At 34.7% G+C, this 13331-nt stretch carries 18 protein-coding genes; 15 read left to right on the top strand and 3 right to left on the bottom strand.

Annotation, left to right across the window (positions count from 1 at the left end; translation table 11 throughout):
* Positions 1–762: 762 nt before the first annotated feature.
* The gene (locus tag ACFX5E_RS10850; protein ID WP_379855184.1) at positions 763–1878 is read left to right on the top strand and encodes a serine hydrolase domain-containing protein; all 1116 of its coding nucleotides are present in this window, start codon (positions 763–765) and stop codon (positions 1876–1878) included.
* A 350-nt stretch (positions 1879–2228) separates the two neighbouring features.
* Here ACFX5E_RS10850 and ACFX5E_RS10860 read toward each other — a convergent pair whose 3' ends face one another.
* Positions 2229–2723: a tyrosine-type recombinase/integrase gene (locus ACFX5E_RS10860; protein WP_379855185.1), complete on the bottom strand. Its 495-nt coding sequence runs from the start codon at positions 2721–2723 to the stop codon at positions 2229–2231.
* Between the two features lie 411 nt (positions 2724–3134).
* Between ACFX5E_RS10860 and ACFX5E_RS10865 the strand changes: the two genes are divergently transcribed.
* The 7 genes from ACFX5E_RS10865 (at position 3135) to ACFX5E_RS10895 (ending at position 6927) form a co-directional block, all read left to right on the top strand.
* Complete coding sequence (locus ACFX5E_RS10865; protein ID WP_379855186.1) at positions 3135–3830, top strand: SMUG2 DNA glycosylase family protein; 696 nt, start codon at positions 3135–3137, stop codon at positions 3828–3830.
* Positions 3827–4357: a DUF488 domain-containing protein gene (locus tag ACFX5E_RS10870; protein ID WP_379855187.1), complete on the top strand. Its 531-nt coding sequence runs from the start codon at positions 3827–3829 to the stop codon at positions 4355–4357. Before ACFX5E_RS10865 ends, ACFX5E_RS10870 begins: the two co-directional genes overlap by 4 nt.
* 28 nt (positions 4358–4385) lie before the next feature.
* Positions 4386–4595 (top strand): hypervirulence associated TUDOR domain-containing protein, encoded by a 210-nt coding sequence (locus ACFX5E_RS10875; protein ID WP_379855188.1) that lies wholly within the window; start codon positions 4386–4388, stop codon positions 4593–4595.
* Between the two features lie 262 nt (positions 4596–4857).
* On the top strand, positions 4858–5298 hold the full coding sequence (locus ACFX5E_RS10880) for a transposase (RefSeq protein ID WP_379855189.1): 441 nt from the start codon (positions 4858–4860) through the stop codon (positions 5296–5298).
* Between the two features lie 127 nt (positions 5299–5425).
* On the top strand, positions 5426–5683 hold the full coding sequence (locus ACFX5E_RS10885) for a hypothetical protein (RefSeq protein WP_379855190.1): 258 nt from the start codon (positions 5426–5428) through the stop codon (positions 5681–5683).
* Positions 5684–5686: 3 nt separating this feature from the next.
* Positions 5687–6184 carry a mechanosensitive ion channel domain-containing protein gene (locus ACFX5E_RS10890; RefSeq protein ID WP_379855191.1) on the top strand — a complete coding sequence of 166 codons (498 nt, stop codon included), beginning with the start codon at positions 5687–5689 and terminating at the stop codon, positions 6182–6184.
* Positions 6185–6204: 20 nt separating this feature from the next.
* Positions 6205–6927, top strand: a complete 723-nt coding sequence (locus tag ACFX5E_RS10895) for a DUF2490 domain-containing protein (RefSeq protein ID WP_379855192.1) — start codon at positions 6205–6207, stop codon at positions 6925–6927.
* 112 nt (positions 6928–7039) lie between these two features.
* Here ACFX5E_RS10895 and ACFX5E_RS10900 read toward each other — a convergent pair whose 3' ends face one another.
* Both ACFX5E_RS10900 and ACFX5E_RS10905 read right to left on the bottom strand, forming a co-directional pair.
* Complete coding sequence (locus ACFX5E_RS10900) at positions 7040–7432, bottom strand: LysR substrate-binding domain-containing protein (protein WP_379855193.1); 393 nt, start codon at positions 7430–7432, stop codon at positions 7040–7042.
* Between the two features lie 230 nt (positions 7433–7662).
* Entirely contained in the window at positions 7663–7854 is a 192-nt protein-coding gene (locus ACFX5E_RS10905) for a LysR family transcriptional regulator (RefSeq protein ID WP_379855291.1), read from the bottom strand.
* Positions 7855–7979: 125 nt separating this feature from the next.
* Between ACFX5E_RS10905 and ACFX5E_RS10910 the strand changes: the two genes are divergently transcribed.
* The 7 genes from ACFX5E_RS10910 (at position 7980) to ACFX5E_RS10940 (ending at position 13066) form a co-directional block, all read left to right on the top strand.
* Entirely contained in the window at positions 7980–8645 is a 666-nt protein-coding gene (locus ACFX5E_RS10910) for a prohibitin family protein (protein WP_379855194.1), read from the top strand.
* A gap of 135 nt (positions 8646–8780) precedes the next feature.
* The gene (locus ACFX5E_RS10915; RefSeq protein ID WP_379855195.1) at positions 8781–10217 is read left to right on the top strand and encodes an NADP-dependent isocitrate dehydrogenase; all 1437 of its coding nucleotides are present in this window, start codon (positions 8781–8783) and stop codon (positions 10215–10217) included.
* Between the two features lie 19 nt (positions 10218–10236).
* Entirely contained in the window at positions 10237–10548 is a 312-nt protein-coding gene (locus ACFX5E_RS10920; RefSeq protein ID WP_379855196.1) for a hypothetical protein, read from the top strand.
* Entirely contained in the window at positions 10517–10768 is a 252-nt protein-coding gene (locus ACFX5E_RS10925; RefSeq protein ID WP_379855197.1) for a hypothetical protein, read from the top strand. Before ACFX5E_RS10920 ends, ACFX5E_RS10925 begins: the two co-directional genes overlap by 32 nt.
* 105 nt (positions 10769–10873) lie before the next feature.
* On the top strand, positions 10874–11617 hold the full coding sequence (locus ACFX5E_RS10930; protein WP_379855198.1) for a carbonic anhydrase family protein: 744 nt from the start codon (positions 10874–10876) through the stop codon (positions 11615–11617).
* Positions 11617–12405, top strand: a complete 789-nt coding sequence (locus ACFX5E_RS10935) for a DUF2490 domain-containing protein (protein WP_379855199.1) — start codon at positions 11617–11619, stop codon at positions 12403–12405. Before ACFX5E_RS10930 ends, ACFX5E_RS10935 begins: the two co-directional genes overlap by 1 nt.
* 424 nt (positions 12406–12829) lie before the next feature.
* Positions 12830–13066 carry a GNAT family N-acetyltransferase gene (locus ACFX5E_RS10940; RefSeq protein ID WP_379855200.1) on the top strand — a complete coding sequence of 79 codons (237 nt, stop codon included), beginning with the start codon at positions 12830–12832 and terminating at the stop codon, positions 13064–13066.
* Positions 13067–13331 lie beyond the last annotated feature (265 nt).

Consider the following 13331-nt stretch of genomic DNA (forward strand, 5'->3'; position numbering starts at 1 on the left):
ACGTAGCGCCTTTTGGAGATTGTAAGGATGTGTTACTTGTGCAATCATACTTGGTGTTTTAATCTGTCCCGAAACTTCGGGATTATTTCAGATTCTCTTTTAACCTGTTCCGCTTTTTCAGGGCTATAACTTGCGTTATTCCGATGAAAATTAAGAACCACTTGCGTTCAGCCCTTCCCTGCTTGTGAGTCCTATACCTTTCTGTTGGTAACTCGTTGCCCCAAGTACTATGACTTCTGCTGACTTCTCCACCTAACCACTCGTGGTTGTGAAGACCTCCCTCGGTAAGCACTTCCTCTTTCCGTCTATCCCCGACGCATCTACTAACTAAACCTGTTGTCTAAAGGCTTTGCATTGCTGTGCATACTTACCCAATTTAGCTAGCCTCTTATGCGCTTTGTGTTCCTCGGTACAGACAAAAATTAAGGAAGGTATTGCTTTCGCAATAATCTTCACTGCATGGATCGCTCCAAACCAGCTTACCACGTGCTAATCGGCTCAATATAAAATCAACAACTTGCCGATAAGGGACTTGCACCCTATAGATAAAATTCCTACTTTTGAGAAATTGGAAGTGCATGCAAGGCACACACAGCGGTTTGGCGCAATTGGGGTTTTAGGAAAACTTCAAAGTTGGTTTTGTACTTGAATGTTGGTTTTTAAATCGATACATTTGGCTAACCAAATCCCCAACTGCCCCAAGCCACGGGACGTTGGCGGTAAGTTTCCAAAAAAACGCATAAAATTCAGAACAATAAGATTATGACAAAATTTTCATTCCTCTTTTTTGTATTTCTTTCTGTTCATTCTTTTGGACAAAAAAAATCAAATTCAAACAAAAATAATTTTGATAAATCTGTATACCATTCAATGGATACAGTTGCAGACTCTTTTCTGAAAAAATCAGGAGCTAATTCTGTTTCGATAGCCATTGTCAAAAATAAAAAAACTTATATAAAGCACTACGGGGAGTTGGATAAAGGAAAAGGTAATAAAGCAACCAATCAAACACTTTTTGAAATAGGCTCTACAACTAAAGTATTTACAGGAACACTTATGGCTAATGCTGTATTAGAAAATAAAATTGGATTAGATGACGATATTAGAAAATATCTGAAAGAAGATTTTTCTAATTTAGCGCTTCAAGGCAAACCAATAAAAATAAAGGATTTACTTGTCCATAGAAGTGGAATACAAACACCTTTTCCTGTTACTCAACAAATAAGAGATAAATACCCTGCTGAACGTTTCCTTTATTATAAAAACAGACTCGATAAAGCGTATACTAAAGAACTTTTCTTAGCTGATTTACGAAAAGTAAAAGTAGATTCACTTCCGGGAACTGGCTATAAGTATGGTGCTTTAGCGCCAGAATTGTGTGCTTATATTTTAGAAAATGTATATAAGAAAAGTTACGATGACCTATTAAATGAGGAGATTTTTAAAAAAGCAGGAATGAAATCTACAAAACTTAATTTAGGAAATAACGAAACTCTTGCAAATGGCTATAATGCAAAAGGCGATACTATGGAACCTTTAACTATCAGTATTTGGGGAGCATCAAAATTTCTAAAATCAACAATGGACGATTTAGGTAAATATATTAAGTTTGAATTAAACTCAAATAATAAGGTTGTTGTTGAATCTCATAAAAAAGTTTATCCAAACATAGACATGGGTTATTTTTGGGACATTTTAACCGATGCTAAAGGACAAACAAACTATATAAAAGACGGTGGTTCAAACGGCACTTCTAATATACTTAAGATTTTGCCACAACAAAATTTAGGCATCTTGATTATTGCGAATCAGAATGATAGAAATACAGGCATAAATATAGAAAATGCTTTAAATAAATTAGAAACGGCTTTAAAATAGAACTAAAAAAACCTACCGCCAATCGAGTAGACGGCTCCGCCAGAAACTGACGGAGTGCGCCTCTCACACCACCGTACGTACGGGTCTCGTATTCGGCGGTTCGCAAAGTGATGGGTTGAGTTCCATGTAAATCTCCAACATTGATTGATAGCCTTTCTTCTTAAGTCGCAGTAGGGTAATTGTAGTGGTTAGAATCGGACTCTGGGCGATTCGCCAGCCTCCTTTTCTGGTTCTGCTCCAAGCATATGCGTGGTCTTTGTCAATCCCTAGTCGCATCAGGTTTTTCCTTTTGCGTTCGGGTTTAGCTCATGCGTTTTTATTGTTTTTTGGTATTCGTGTTTTCCGCTACGCTACAAATCTTCCAGTCCACGAATTAAATGTTCCGAAAGAGGTACATAACGGTCTTTTTTGCCTTTACCTTGAACTACCTTAAGCTGTTTGCGGTCAAAGTCCGGGTCTTGTAAAAGCACACTTCGGGCTTCCATGCAGCGCAGTCCGCAACCGTAGAGCAAACCGATGAGAATTTTATGCTTGAGTAGTTTGGCACTTTGAAGCATAGCCCAAACTTCTTCTTTGCTAAAAACAACAGGGAGTTTTTTCTCGTTTTTTATGGACGGTAAACGAGGGAATTCATAAGGCAATCCTTCGGATTTTAGCAAAAACCGAAGTCCGTAAACACAGTGTTTAAAATACGTTTGAGATGGCGTTTTTGACTTTTTTTGTTGGTAAAACAAGTAATCCTGTACTTGTTCAGAATCTAATTCAGTAGGGATTTTACCAAAATAAAGGGAAATAGCCGCCACATGGCGGGAATAATTGTTGAAAGCACTCTGACTTCGACCCAAGACTGAAACCGTACGCTCAAATCGTTGAAGTAATTCCTCAAATCCCGGAACTTCACGCTTGGCCTGATTGAGAATCTTGTTTTCTCTTAACGCATCAGGATGCTTTTTTTTGTAGTCATAATATCCTATTTTAGTTATCTTCGTAAGATAATCAAAATCTACAATGGTGCTACCGAAGGTTTAGTTCAACAAGCGGCTTGCCAAAATGGGGGCGGACGGAAGCCGTGTTTCAACTTTTGTTTGAGTCAACCAAAATCAGGACGCTGCACATTGTAAGACAAAGACCGAAAGACTAAAAAAATCAAAGTAAATTATAATAAAAAGACAGGCTATAACACGAACTTTGCTCTTTTTGTCCTTCGATGAATATGCTGAAAGACTTTGCAGGATGGGAAAATAAACGAAATTCTTATGTCAAAAACATTTGCAGATAAAGTGATTGATTTCAACCGCAATTTACACTATTCGGGTAAACTGCCGGAAGGTTTTCAGGTGATGAATCCTTACTTGGACAATCCTGAAACAATGGAGGTCATGCAACAGTTTTATCATAAATATTACAACGATTCAAAGCAACGAAGATTTATTATCGGTATTAACCCAGGCCGTCATGGAGCTGGAGTAACGGGTGTACCGTTTACGGATACCAAACGACTGGAAAGTGCCTGCGGTATCAAAATGCAATCGGCACATACGCACGAAGTTTCTTCTGTTTTCATGTATGAGATGATTGCCGAATATGGCGGAGCAAAAAATTTCTACCAAGACTTTTATATCAACTCCCCCTTTCCTTTGGCCATTATACGGCAAACAAAAGCCGGCAAATGGCTTAATGCCAATTATTATGACGATCCTGTTCTTTTTGAAATGGTAAAAGATTTCATGATTTTGTCTTTGAAAAAACACCTAAGCCTGGGATTAGATACTTCAGAGGTTTTTGTGCTGGGGAAAAAAAATGCAGCATTTATCCAAAAGCTGAACAAAGATGCAAAGTTGTTTGACAGTTTAATAATCCTGGAACATCCGCGGTATGTCCAGCAATATAAATCTAAAGAAAAGCAACTGTATATCGACAAATATATTTTGGCCTTGAACAATTCCAAATGAATAAATCCGAAACACATACCATCTATACCATAGGACATTCAACTCATAGTTTGGATGACTTTTTGGATATGCTGAAATCCTTTGAAATTAAAATTCTGGCCGACATACGGAGTTCACCGGGCTCACGCAAGTTTCCGCAGTTCAATCAAGAGAATCTGAAGATATCGTTAGAAGAAAACGGAATACAATACATACATATGGCCGATTTGGGAGGAAGACGGAAAATGAAAAAAGACTCAAAAAACAATCGCTGGAACAACGACTCTTTCAGAGGTTACGCCGATTATATGGAAACCAAAGAATTTGAAAATGCGATTGTGAAACTGGAACATATCGCTTTCGAACATCCCACGGCTTATATGTGCTCCGAAGCTGTTTGGTGGAGGTGTCATCGTTCGATGGTGTCCGATTATCTGAAAGCAAAAGCTTGGGCGGTATTACATATTATGGCAACAGGGAAAGTTCAGGAACATAAATACACTGCACCGGCAAGAATAGTTGACGGTAATGTACTTTATTCCGATTAAAATTTAATTTGCAATTAAAATCTGTTTTATGAAAAAAATATTTAGCGTAGGCGACAAAGTAAGCTGGAACTCGGAAGCGGGTAGCGTTTCCGACACTATCATTAAAATACATACAAAGGATTTCGATTACAAAGGTTATACACACCACGCGACGAAAGAAGAACCTCAATATGAAATAAAAAGCAGCAAGACGGATCATATTGCCGTTCATAAAGGTTCTGCCCTTACGAAACTCTGAAAAAATATTCAGAGAAACGAATTGAGAAAACAACGAACCGCTAACACGGGCTTTGCGTTAGTGGGCGGACAGTGCGAATAGAAACATTTGAGCAATTAATAAACGTTGGTGCTGGCAAACAGTTTACGGTTTCAAAAGCCCACCAACGCAAAGCCCGAAACCCTCAAACTGTCTAATAACCTCCTATCTTCCTATCAGATAATTTGCAATAAAAATCGCTCAAAATATTTGCGTAGCTCGTTGATTTTTTGTAAATTTAAACATGAAATTCATCAACGGAACCAATAGAAACCAACTCCCGCTTTTTGCCTCATCGATTGATGATGCCATTGCGCAAGACAACGAAATCAGGCTCATTGACCTTTTTTTAGACAGTCTTAAACTCCCTGATTTTGGATTTACTTTCGATTTCGTCGAGAATGGAAGACCCGCTTATCATCCTTCGGATTTACTCAAATTCTTTATTTACGGCTATCTCAATTGCATGCGTTCCTCCAGAACTCTCGAGAAAGAATGCAATCGCAACATAGAACTCATGCGCCGAATTTTTAACCTAATTGACCAAAATATACTAAAACAATATCTAAAAGTATTGGCTCCTTTTTTTGATGTTCTGACAGCGCTTTTTAAGGCTTTTTATGGATCGTTTTATTTTAAGAATGAACAATCCGTTTTTCAACAAAGAATTTTAATTGTAGTTTAAATCACATATATTTACTCGCTGATTAAAAAAATTGAGTTCGTTTGAAGGTTTTTAGACGAACTGACGTTGTGCGTCACTTTCGAGCGACACAAAACCGAAAGAAAACCCGAGGAAAAATGAAAAAAATATGATTGAAATTAACAAAACGATGAAGAGATTAATATATCCCCCAATATTTATAAATGATGCTCCTCAAAAAAAAGAATACATCACTACACTTGCAAATAGCTTTAAAGAGCTTATGAAGCACCCAAATAAGTGGAATAATTATATCGAAGAGTTTTTTGAACCAGAACTTGACCGCTTACTAATCAATGCCTCGTTACTTTATGAAAGCATTAACCTAATTGGTAAAGACAGAGAAAATAAACTAATCAATAAGTAGGCAATGAACGCATTCAACATTCAAATTATTGAAACCATAATAATATTAGGTGGCTATATCATTTTGTATTTTATATTTAAAACAGTTATCAATAATTTTCTCAAAAGAACTCGATTAGAAAGGAGTAGGAGAAAAATGGCAATAAGAGCTGTGCAGCTATTTTCGACAATGACAGCAATTATCCTTTTAACGGGAGTTTGGGGTTTCAAACAAAATGAAATTGCATTATTTGCAAGTACAATCTTGACAGCTTTAGGTATAGCCTTTTTTGCGCAATGGTCATTACTTTCAAATATCACTTCGAGCATTTTGATTTTCTTTAATCATCCGGTAAAATTAGGAGATTATGTAAAAGTATTACACAAAGACTACCATTATGAAGGAGAAGTGACAGAAATGAACTACTTTTTTGTTCACATTAAAACAGACTCTAACAAAATAATTACAATACCTAATTCACATTTCTTTGAAAAATCTTTTTCAGTTTCTGAAAAAAAATAATAACATAAAGAACCGATTAAATGAGAATAAAATTATTAATAGCAATTCTATTGAATTTGTCAATACAGACAATATTTGCACAAACTAGCGGCCTTGGGAGTTGGAATATAATGAATGTAAAATACAATCTTGACGAAAAATGGAGTGTTTTTGGCGAAGCACAATTGCGTTCATTAAAATTTTATAGTGATTTTCACTATTACGAATATAAAGGCGCCATTAGCTATAAAGTTCAAAAAAACGTTAATATAACTTTAGGTGCAGGTAGTTACCAAACTTACAAAGAAGGCGGAAATTTTGTTATACCTAAAAACAATGATGAATTTAGAATTTGGCCTCAGATAGTTCTATATCAATCAATCGGAAAATTCAAAATAGAACAACGGTATCGTACAGAACTAAGATTTACAAGCAGTGGCTACCGCAACCGTTTTCGCTATAGACTTGGTGTCTCCTACCCTTTTGGAAAAGAAATAAATGAATACAAGCCGTATCAAATTAGTGCAAGTAATGAAATATTTTTCACCAACAATGAACCTTACTTTGAAAGAAATAGATTTCTAGTAGCATTCAATTACAAGCCAACAAAAGCAACAACGATACAAATTGGTTATTTACATCAGTTTGACTACAAAATAAATGATGAATCAGGTCGTGACTTTTTACAAGTGGGTTATTTTATAGAACTGCTCCGAAAGACAAATCAGAATAATTCTATTGACACAGACATAAAAGACAATTAAATGAAAAGACAAATAGATGATAACAATAAAAAACTACAAGAGCTAATCTTCTAATACTGCTCAAACCACCTAAATTTATCGTGTACAATTTGAGTCTTTTTTTTTAAATACTCTAAAAAAGAGTTAGCAACTGGAGAATGCTTTCCCCTTTTAACCATATTAAACTCCAAGTTGCTGTAATAGGAAGACCTTTTATTGGAATAATTTGTAATTCATTGTTGTTTAATTCATTTTTAATTCCAATTAACGGCATAATAGAGTATCCAAAACCAGCTAATAAGGCTTGTTTAACTGCTTCATTAGAGGTTAACTCCATCTTTTTTAGGACTGATAAGTTATTCCTTTCAATAAAGCTTTCCATTGTCTGTCTTGTCCCTGAACCCTTTTCTCTAAATATTAGAGGCAACTGTTTAAATATTTCTTCTGTGCTAGTAGCCTTTTTATATTTTGTTTTTGTACTGCTTAACAAGTACAACTTATTTTGAAGTAAATCGAGTTTCTCCATATTTAAGGTATTGGGTAGAATAGAAACAAGTGCAAAATCAACTTCCTAATTTTCTAAACTCTCCACAACCTTATTTTTGTTAGTAACATCCATCAGTAATTCTATTCCAGAATGTTATTCCATAAAATCAGCAAGAAAATAGGGCATCACATACTTTCCAATTGATACTATTGAAATTTTTAAACGTCCTGTTAATTGTCCCTTGTGAGCCAAAGTTTTATAGTTTATGGCTACACTTGGTTGATAAAGTTTTTAGCCGCCTTCGCAATCTCTAATCCAAAATCAGTGATGTAAATTTTTCGCCCGACCACATCCGTTAAAGCTATATCAAACCGGGCTAGAAAATTTCTCAACTGAATAGACAACTCAGGCTGAGTAAGGTGCAATTCTTCCGAAGCTTTTGTTACACTTTGCGTTTGCACGATTTTCAAAAATATCCGCAATTGATTTAAGGTTTATTTCATAAAATATTTTTATGGTTTGCATTACAAAGATAAATAAAAACTTATGAATTATAATTCACAACTTTATACCATAAATAAAAAAAATGAGAACAATTAAAATTATTTCCGCCGTTATTGCATCAATCACATTTACAAGCTGCGCTATTGTTAGACCCGGAGAAGTTGGGGTTAAACAAAATCTTGGTAAACTTTCTGAAAAAAGTCACTTACAAGGTGCTGTTTGGTTCAACCCTCTTACTACTAGAGTTATAAAAACAAATATTCAGATAAACGATATTGAACTATCCTTGAGTTTGCCTAGCAAGGAAGGCTTAAGTGTTATTTCTCAAATATCTATTCTTTACAGAATCGATCAAAATAGTGTGCCAAAAGTAATCAGTAGCATTGGTCTTGGTTATGAAACTATTATATCTAATGTATTTAGATCGGCATCTGCAGATGTGTGTTCTAAATATTTTGCAAAAGATATGCATTCAGGGATGAGAGCAGAAATAGAAGAAGCAATTAGAATTAAAATGGAAGAAACTCTTTCTGTCCAAGGAATATTCGTTCAGGCTGTTCTGATGAAAAGTATACAATTGCCAGAGGGTCTGGCAAGTTCAATCGAACAAAAATTACAAGCAGAACAAGATGCAATGAGAATGGTTTTTATTTTGCAACAAGAAAAGCTAGATGCGGAAAGAAAAATCATTGAAGCAACTGGTTCACGAGATGCACAAAAAATACTTTCAGAAGGTTTAACAGATTAAATTATTAAGATTAGAAGTATTGAGGCTTTTATAGAACTATCAAAATCTACTAATAGTAAAATAATTATAACTGATGGTAAACTACCCTACCTTATAAATAATTAAAAAAGTTATATATAAAAACAAACAAGAATTATGACTAGAATAACAGTAGCAAAAGGAGACGGAATTGGTCCTGAGATAATGAATGCGACATTAGAAATAATTTTAGCAGCAGACGCCAAAATTGAAATCGATGAAATTGAGGTTGGCGAACAAGTATATCTGGCTGGTAATAACTCCGGAATCGCATCTAAATCGTGGGAAACAATCAGACGAAACAAAATATTTCTAAAAGCGCCTATTACCACTCCACAAGGTGGCGGATACAAAAGCTTAAATGTTACCACGCGCAAATTTCTTGGCTTGTATTCAAACGTTAGACCTTGTATGAGTTTACATCCTTTTGTAAGCACCAAACACCCCATAATGGATATCGTGATTGTACGAGAAAATGAAGAGGATTTGTATGCGGGAATTGAACACCAGCAAACAGACGAGGTAGTGCAATGCTTAAAATTAATAAGTCGACCAGGTTGCGAAAAAATAGTGCGCTACGCTTTTGAGTATGCTAAACAACAAAACCGCAAGAAAGTCACTTGTTTTACGAAAGACAATATTATGAAACAAACGGATGGCTTATTTCACCAGGTGTTTGATGAGATTGCAAGAGAATATCCTGAAATAGAAAACGAACACTGGATAATAGACATTGGTGCAGCTAAAATGGCCGATACTCCAGAAATTTTTGATGTAATTGTAATGCCAAATTTGTATGGAGATGTACTTAGTGATGTGGCTGCACAAATAACTGGTTCAGTTGGTTTAGCAGGCTCAGCTAATATAGGCGAAGAGTGTTCTATGTTCGAGGCCATACACGGTTCTGCACCAAGAAGAGCTGGGCAAAATCTAGCTAATCCATCGGGTTTGTTGCAAGGAGCAATTATGATGCTAAATCATATTGGGCAAACAGAAATAGCAGAAAAAGTTCAAAATGCGTGGCTCAAGACCCTAGAAGATGGCATTCATACCTATGATATTTTTAAGGAAGGAATAAGCAAGCAAAAGGTAGGAACTAAAGAATTTGCAAAAGCAGTAATTGAAAATCTAGGTAAAAAGCCTTCGATATTAAAATCTGTTTCTTATTCCAATAATTCAGCTCTAAACCTACCTAAATACAAACGCAAACCTGCTGCAAAAAAAGAATTAGTTGGGGTGGATATTTTTGTTCATTGGAACGGGACGAATCCGGACGAATTAGCAGAGAAAGTGAAGAAAATTGAAAGTAATGGACTAAAACTCTCAATGATTACTAACAGAGGAATTAAAGTTTGGCCAGATGGATTTGAGGAAACCTTTTGTACTGACCATTGGAGATGTCGTTTTAAACCATTGGAAAATTCTGAAATAGATAAAACAAACATCATCGAACTTTTAAAAAATGCAATTTATGAAAATATTGATAGTATAAAGACAGAAAATCTATATTCATTTGACGGTAAGGCAGGATATTCATTAGGGCAAGGGCAATAATTACTAAACAATAAAAACAATGGTCAACGTTATTATTTATTTAAAAAAACAAGATAGTGCAAAGGAATTGGTAAAATTTCTTTTAGAAGAAAAATTAATTGCATCAGCTACAATTGATGAAAACAACATTTCTTATAAAATGGAAAACAACACATTCTCAGAAAATGTATTCAGCGTTATTACCGCACAATCAAAATCTCTTCTGTTCAATGATATTGTTGTGGCTGTGGAAGCCAAAATTGGCGAAGATACTCCAATCAATTCAACACCAATAATTGGTTCTAACCTAATTTTTGACAATGTCATTAGAGATAAAACATTATCAATTTAGTAAAAATCACGACATACAACTTTTATTAGGTGAGTTTAACCCCAACGATGCTTTAGGACTCATTGCCCAAACGGTACACATAAAAATAAAGTATCTTGAGAATAAAATAAGTAGTCAGATTAATGCGGAGGATGTAAGATCAAGCGAAGTCAAAATAAAGCGATTGCAAAAAGAACTTTTTAAATTAAGAAAATTTTCAGTTCAAAAACCAAAAGTGTAAAAGTAGAAGCAATAATTAAAATTGAATACGAATAGCACATTAAATAAAACGGACAAGCCGAACACCGTTAAAAAAAGTAGGCGAAAAAACAAAAAATAAATAGTTATGAATTTAAAAATTAACACAATTGTGGTTATGACTGCAACAGTTTTATTTTCTTGTAATCAAGGAACAAAAACCGAAACGACAACGTCCACAAAAACAGAAGAAGCAAAGCAAGTTATAACCCACGTTATGACAAAAGAAGACCAAGCAAAACTGACACCAGATGCTGTTTTCCAAGAATTTATTGAAGGAAACAAACGTTTTCAAAGTGGTAAATCGATACCAAGAGATCTAAGTGAACAAGCAAGAAAATCAGCAGTAGGACAGTTTCCAAAGGCGGTTGTATTGAGTTGTTTAGACAGTCGTGTGCCAGTAGAAGATGTTTTTGACCAAGGTTTGGGAGATATTTTTGTGGGAAGAGTGGCGGGTAATTTTATAAACGAAGACCTTTTGGGCAGTTTGGAATTTGCATGTAAGGTAGCAGGTGCAAAACTGGTACTAGTCATGGGGCATCAACATTGTGGTGCTGTGAAAGGTGCAATTGATGATGTGAAACTTGGAAATATTACAGCAATGCTTGCCAAAATAAAACCTGCCGTTAATATGAGCCAAGATTTTCCAGGCGAAAAAACCTCATCAAATGAACTATTTGTAAGGCACGTTTCAGAAAACAATGTAAAGTATGCACTACAACAAATACGTGCAAAAAGTCCAATTTTAAAAGAAATGGAAGATAAAGGCGAAATAAAAATTGTGGGGGCATTTTATCGCTTAACTGATGGAACACTCGAATTTGTTAAATAATGAAGTATTTAAAAATTACGTTTATAGGTATTGTTTTGTTCGGATGTATTAATAATACATTTGGACAAAACAATCGTAAAAATACGAGCAACCGCATTGGATGGTACAATTATTTTGGAACATTTAAAGTCTCTGACAAGGTTGGTATTCATACCGAGTATCAGTGGCGTAGAAATAATTATATAACCGATTGGCAACAAAGTCTTTTAAGAGTTGGCGTAAACTACAATGTAAACCCGCGCGTTTTGTTTAGAGCAGGTTACGCTTGGATAGAAACTTTCCCATATGGAGAATATGCTATAAATGGTTTTGGTAGAGATTTTACAGAGCATAGAATTTTCGAAATGGTACAACTTTCACATAAAGAAGGGATAATAGATTTTTCGCATCGTTTTATGCTTGAACAAAGATTTGTCGGTCGCTATTCTAATGCGAATTTGGCAAACGAAGATGAGTTTCCTTTGCTCAACAGGTTTAGATATATGTTTAGACTTCAAGTACCTTTAAAAGGCAAAGAAATTAAAGATAAAACACCCTATGTTGCTTTGTATGACGAGATTTTAATTGGCCTTGGAGAAAATGTTAATGCCAATATTTTTGACCAAAATCGATTAGGTATTCTTCTAGGATATAGATTTAATAAATCAGTAAGAATTGAAGGCGGTTATTTAAATCAAACGCTACAATTCGGGCGGCAAATTAATGGACAAGATGTATTTCAAAATAATAATGGACTCATCATAAATGCAAACTTTACTATTGATCTGACTAAACAAACGAAAGAGTAAAACTGCAGTTAGAACAGGCAGATGTTGCAAAACCTCTTCAAAATAAAGGGTCTTGAGACTAAAATAAGCAGTCATAATAATGACGAGAATGTCAAAACAAGGAAAAAATTGAAGCTATTGAAACAGAACTTTTGAATTAAGAAAAACTATAAATTCAAAACCAAAACTGTACTATTAAAAGCAACAATTAAAATTGAATAAGAATTGTGTACCAAACCATTTTTAAATAAAACGGACAAGCCGAACAGAGTTTAAAAAAGTAGGCAAAAAAAACAAAAAAATGAACAGAATGAAAATGATTTTCGGATTGGTTTTGACTGCAAGTATTTTGTCCTCTTGCAACCAAGTTCAACAACAAGCAAAAGAACAAACGGATAAAATTGTATAACAAACTAACTCACAAGTACAAAAAGTAATTGACGATTTGGGTTTAGAATATGTCGAAGAACGTGCGCAAAGTATTATTACCTATGACGAAGTAAGTGCCTTAGTTACGCATCCCAATCCTACTGGGAAAGGATATGCAAAACAACTTGCGACACAAACCGTAAATGTCATTTTTGATCAAAACAAAATTCCCTATTTACATGTAGCCGAAACGAATAGTAACGCTATTGCACTATATGAAAAACTGGGTTTTACGACCCGAAAAAAAAATTAGTTTCTGGAATATAATAAAATTATTTTTTATAATATACTGACTTTCAGTTGTTCGATTCGAAATTTATTTATAAATTAGCTTTAGCTGAGGATTTCACGTTTTTAGAATCCCGCTATCCCCAAAATCTTATTATTATTTACACGTTAGAAAGCATTTTAAAACTTAACTAACTTTTTAGGTTAAATCAAATGTTTAAAAAAGAGTACTACAGGCTTTTCATAGCACGTAATTAATCTTTTTTGTCATAAACATTTTCAGTAACCTG

Source organism: Flavobacterium xylosi (genome assembly GCF_042787345.1).
Lineage (GTDB): Bacteria > Bacteroidota > Bacteroidia > Flavobacteriales > Flavobacteriaceae > Flavobacterium > Flavobacterium xylosi.

Coding starts and splice junctions, on each gene's coding strand:
- ACFX5E_RS10850 (WP_379855184.1), top strand. CDS start 763: ATGACAAAATTTTCATTCCTCTTTTTTGTATTTCTTTCTGTTCATTCT.
- ACFX5E_RS10865 (WP_379855186.1), top strand. CDS start 3,135: ATGTCAAAAACATTTGCAGATAAAGTGATTGATTTCAACCGCAATTTA.
- ACFX5E_RS10870 (WP_379855187.1), top strand. CDS start 3,827: ATGAATAAATCCGAAACACATACCATCTATACCATAGGACATTCAACT.
- ACFX5E_RS10875 (WP_379855188.1), top strand. CDS start 4,386: ATGAAAAAAATATTTAGCGTAGGCGACAAAGTAAGCTGGAACTCGGAA.
- ACFX5E_RS10880 (WP_379855189.1), top strand. CDS start 4,858: ATGAAATTCATCAACGGAACCAATAGAAACCAACTCCCGCTTTTTGCC.
- ACFX5E_RS10885 (WP_379855190.1), top strand. CDS start 5,426: ATGATTGAAATTAACAAAACGATGAAGAGATTAATATATCCCCCAATA.
- ACFX5E_RS10890 (WP_379855191.1), top strand. CDS start 5,687: ATGAACGCATTCAACATTCAAATTATTGAAACCATAATAATATTAGGT.
- ACFX5E_RS10895 (WP_379855192.1), top strand. CDS start 6,205: ATGAGAATAAAATTATTAATAGCAATTCTATTGAATTTGTCAATACAG.
- ACFX5E_RS10900 (WP_379855193.1), bottom strand. CDS start 7,432: ATGGAGAAACTCGATTTACTTCAAAATAAGTTGTACTTGTTAAGCAGT.
- ACFX5E_RS10910 (WP_379855194.1), top strand. CDS start 7,980: ATGAGAACAATTAAAATTATTTCCGCCGTTATTGCATCAATCACATTT.
- ACFX5E_RS10915 (WP_379855195.1), top strand. CDS start 8,781: ATGACTAGAATAACAGTAGCAAAAGGAGACGGAATTGGTCCTGAGATA.
- ACFX5E_RS10920 (WP_379855196.1), top strand. CDS start 10,237: ATGGTCAACGTTATTATTTATTTAAAAAAACAAGATAGTGCAAAGGAA.
- ACFX5E_RS10925 (WP_379855197.1), top strand. CDS start 10,517: ATGTCATTAGAGATAAAACATTATCAATTTAGTAAAAATCACGACATA.
- ACFX5E_RS10930 (WP_379855198.1), top strand. CDS start 10,874: ATGAATTTAAAAATTAACACAATTGTGGTTATGACTGCAACAGTTTTA.
- ACFX5E_RS10935 (WP_379855199.1), top strand. CDS start 11,617: ATGAAGTATTTAAAAATTACGTTTATAGGTATTGTTTTGTTCGGATGT.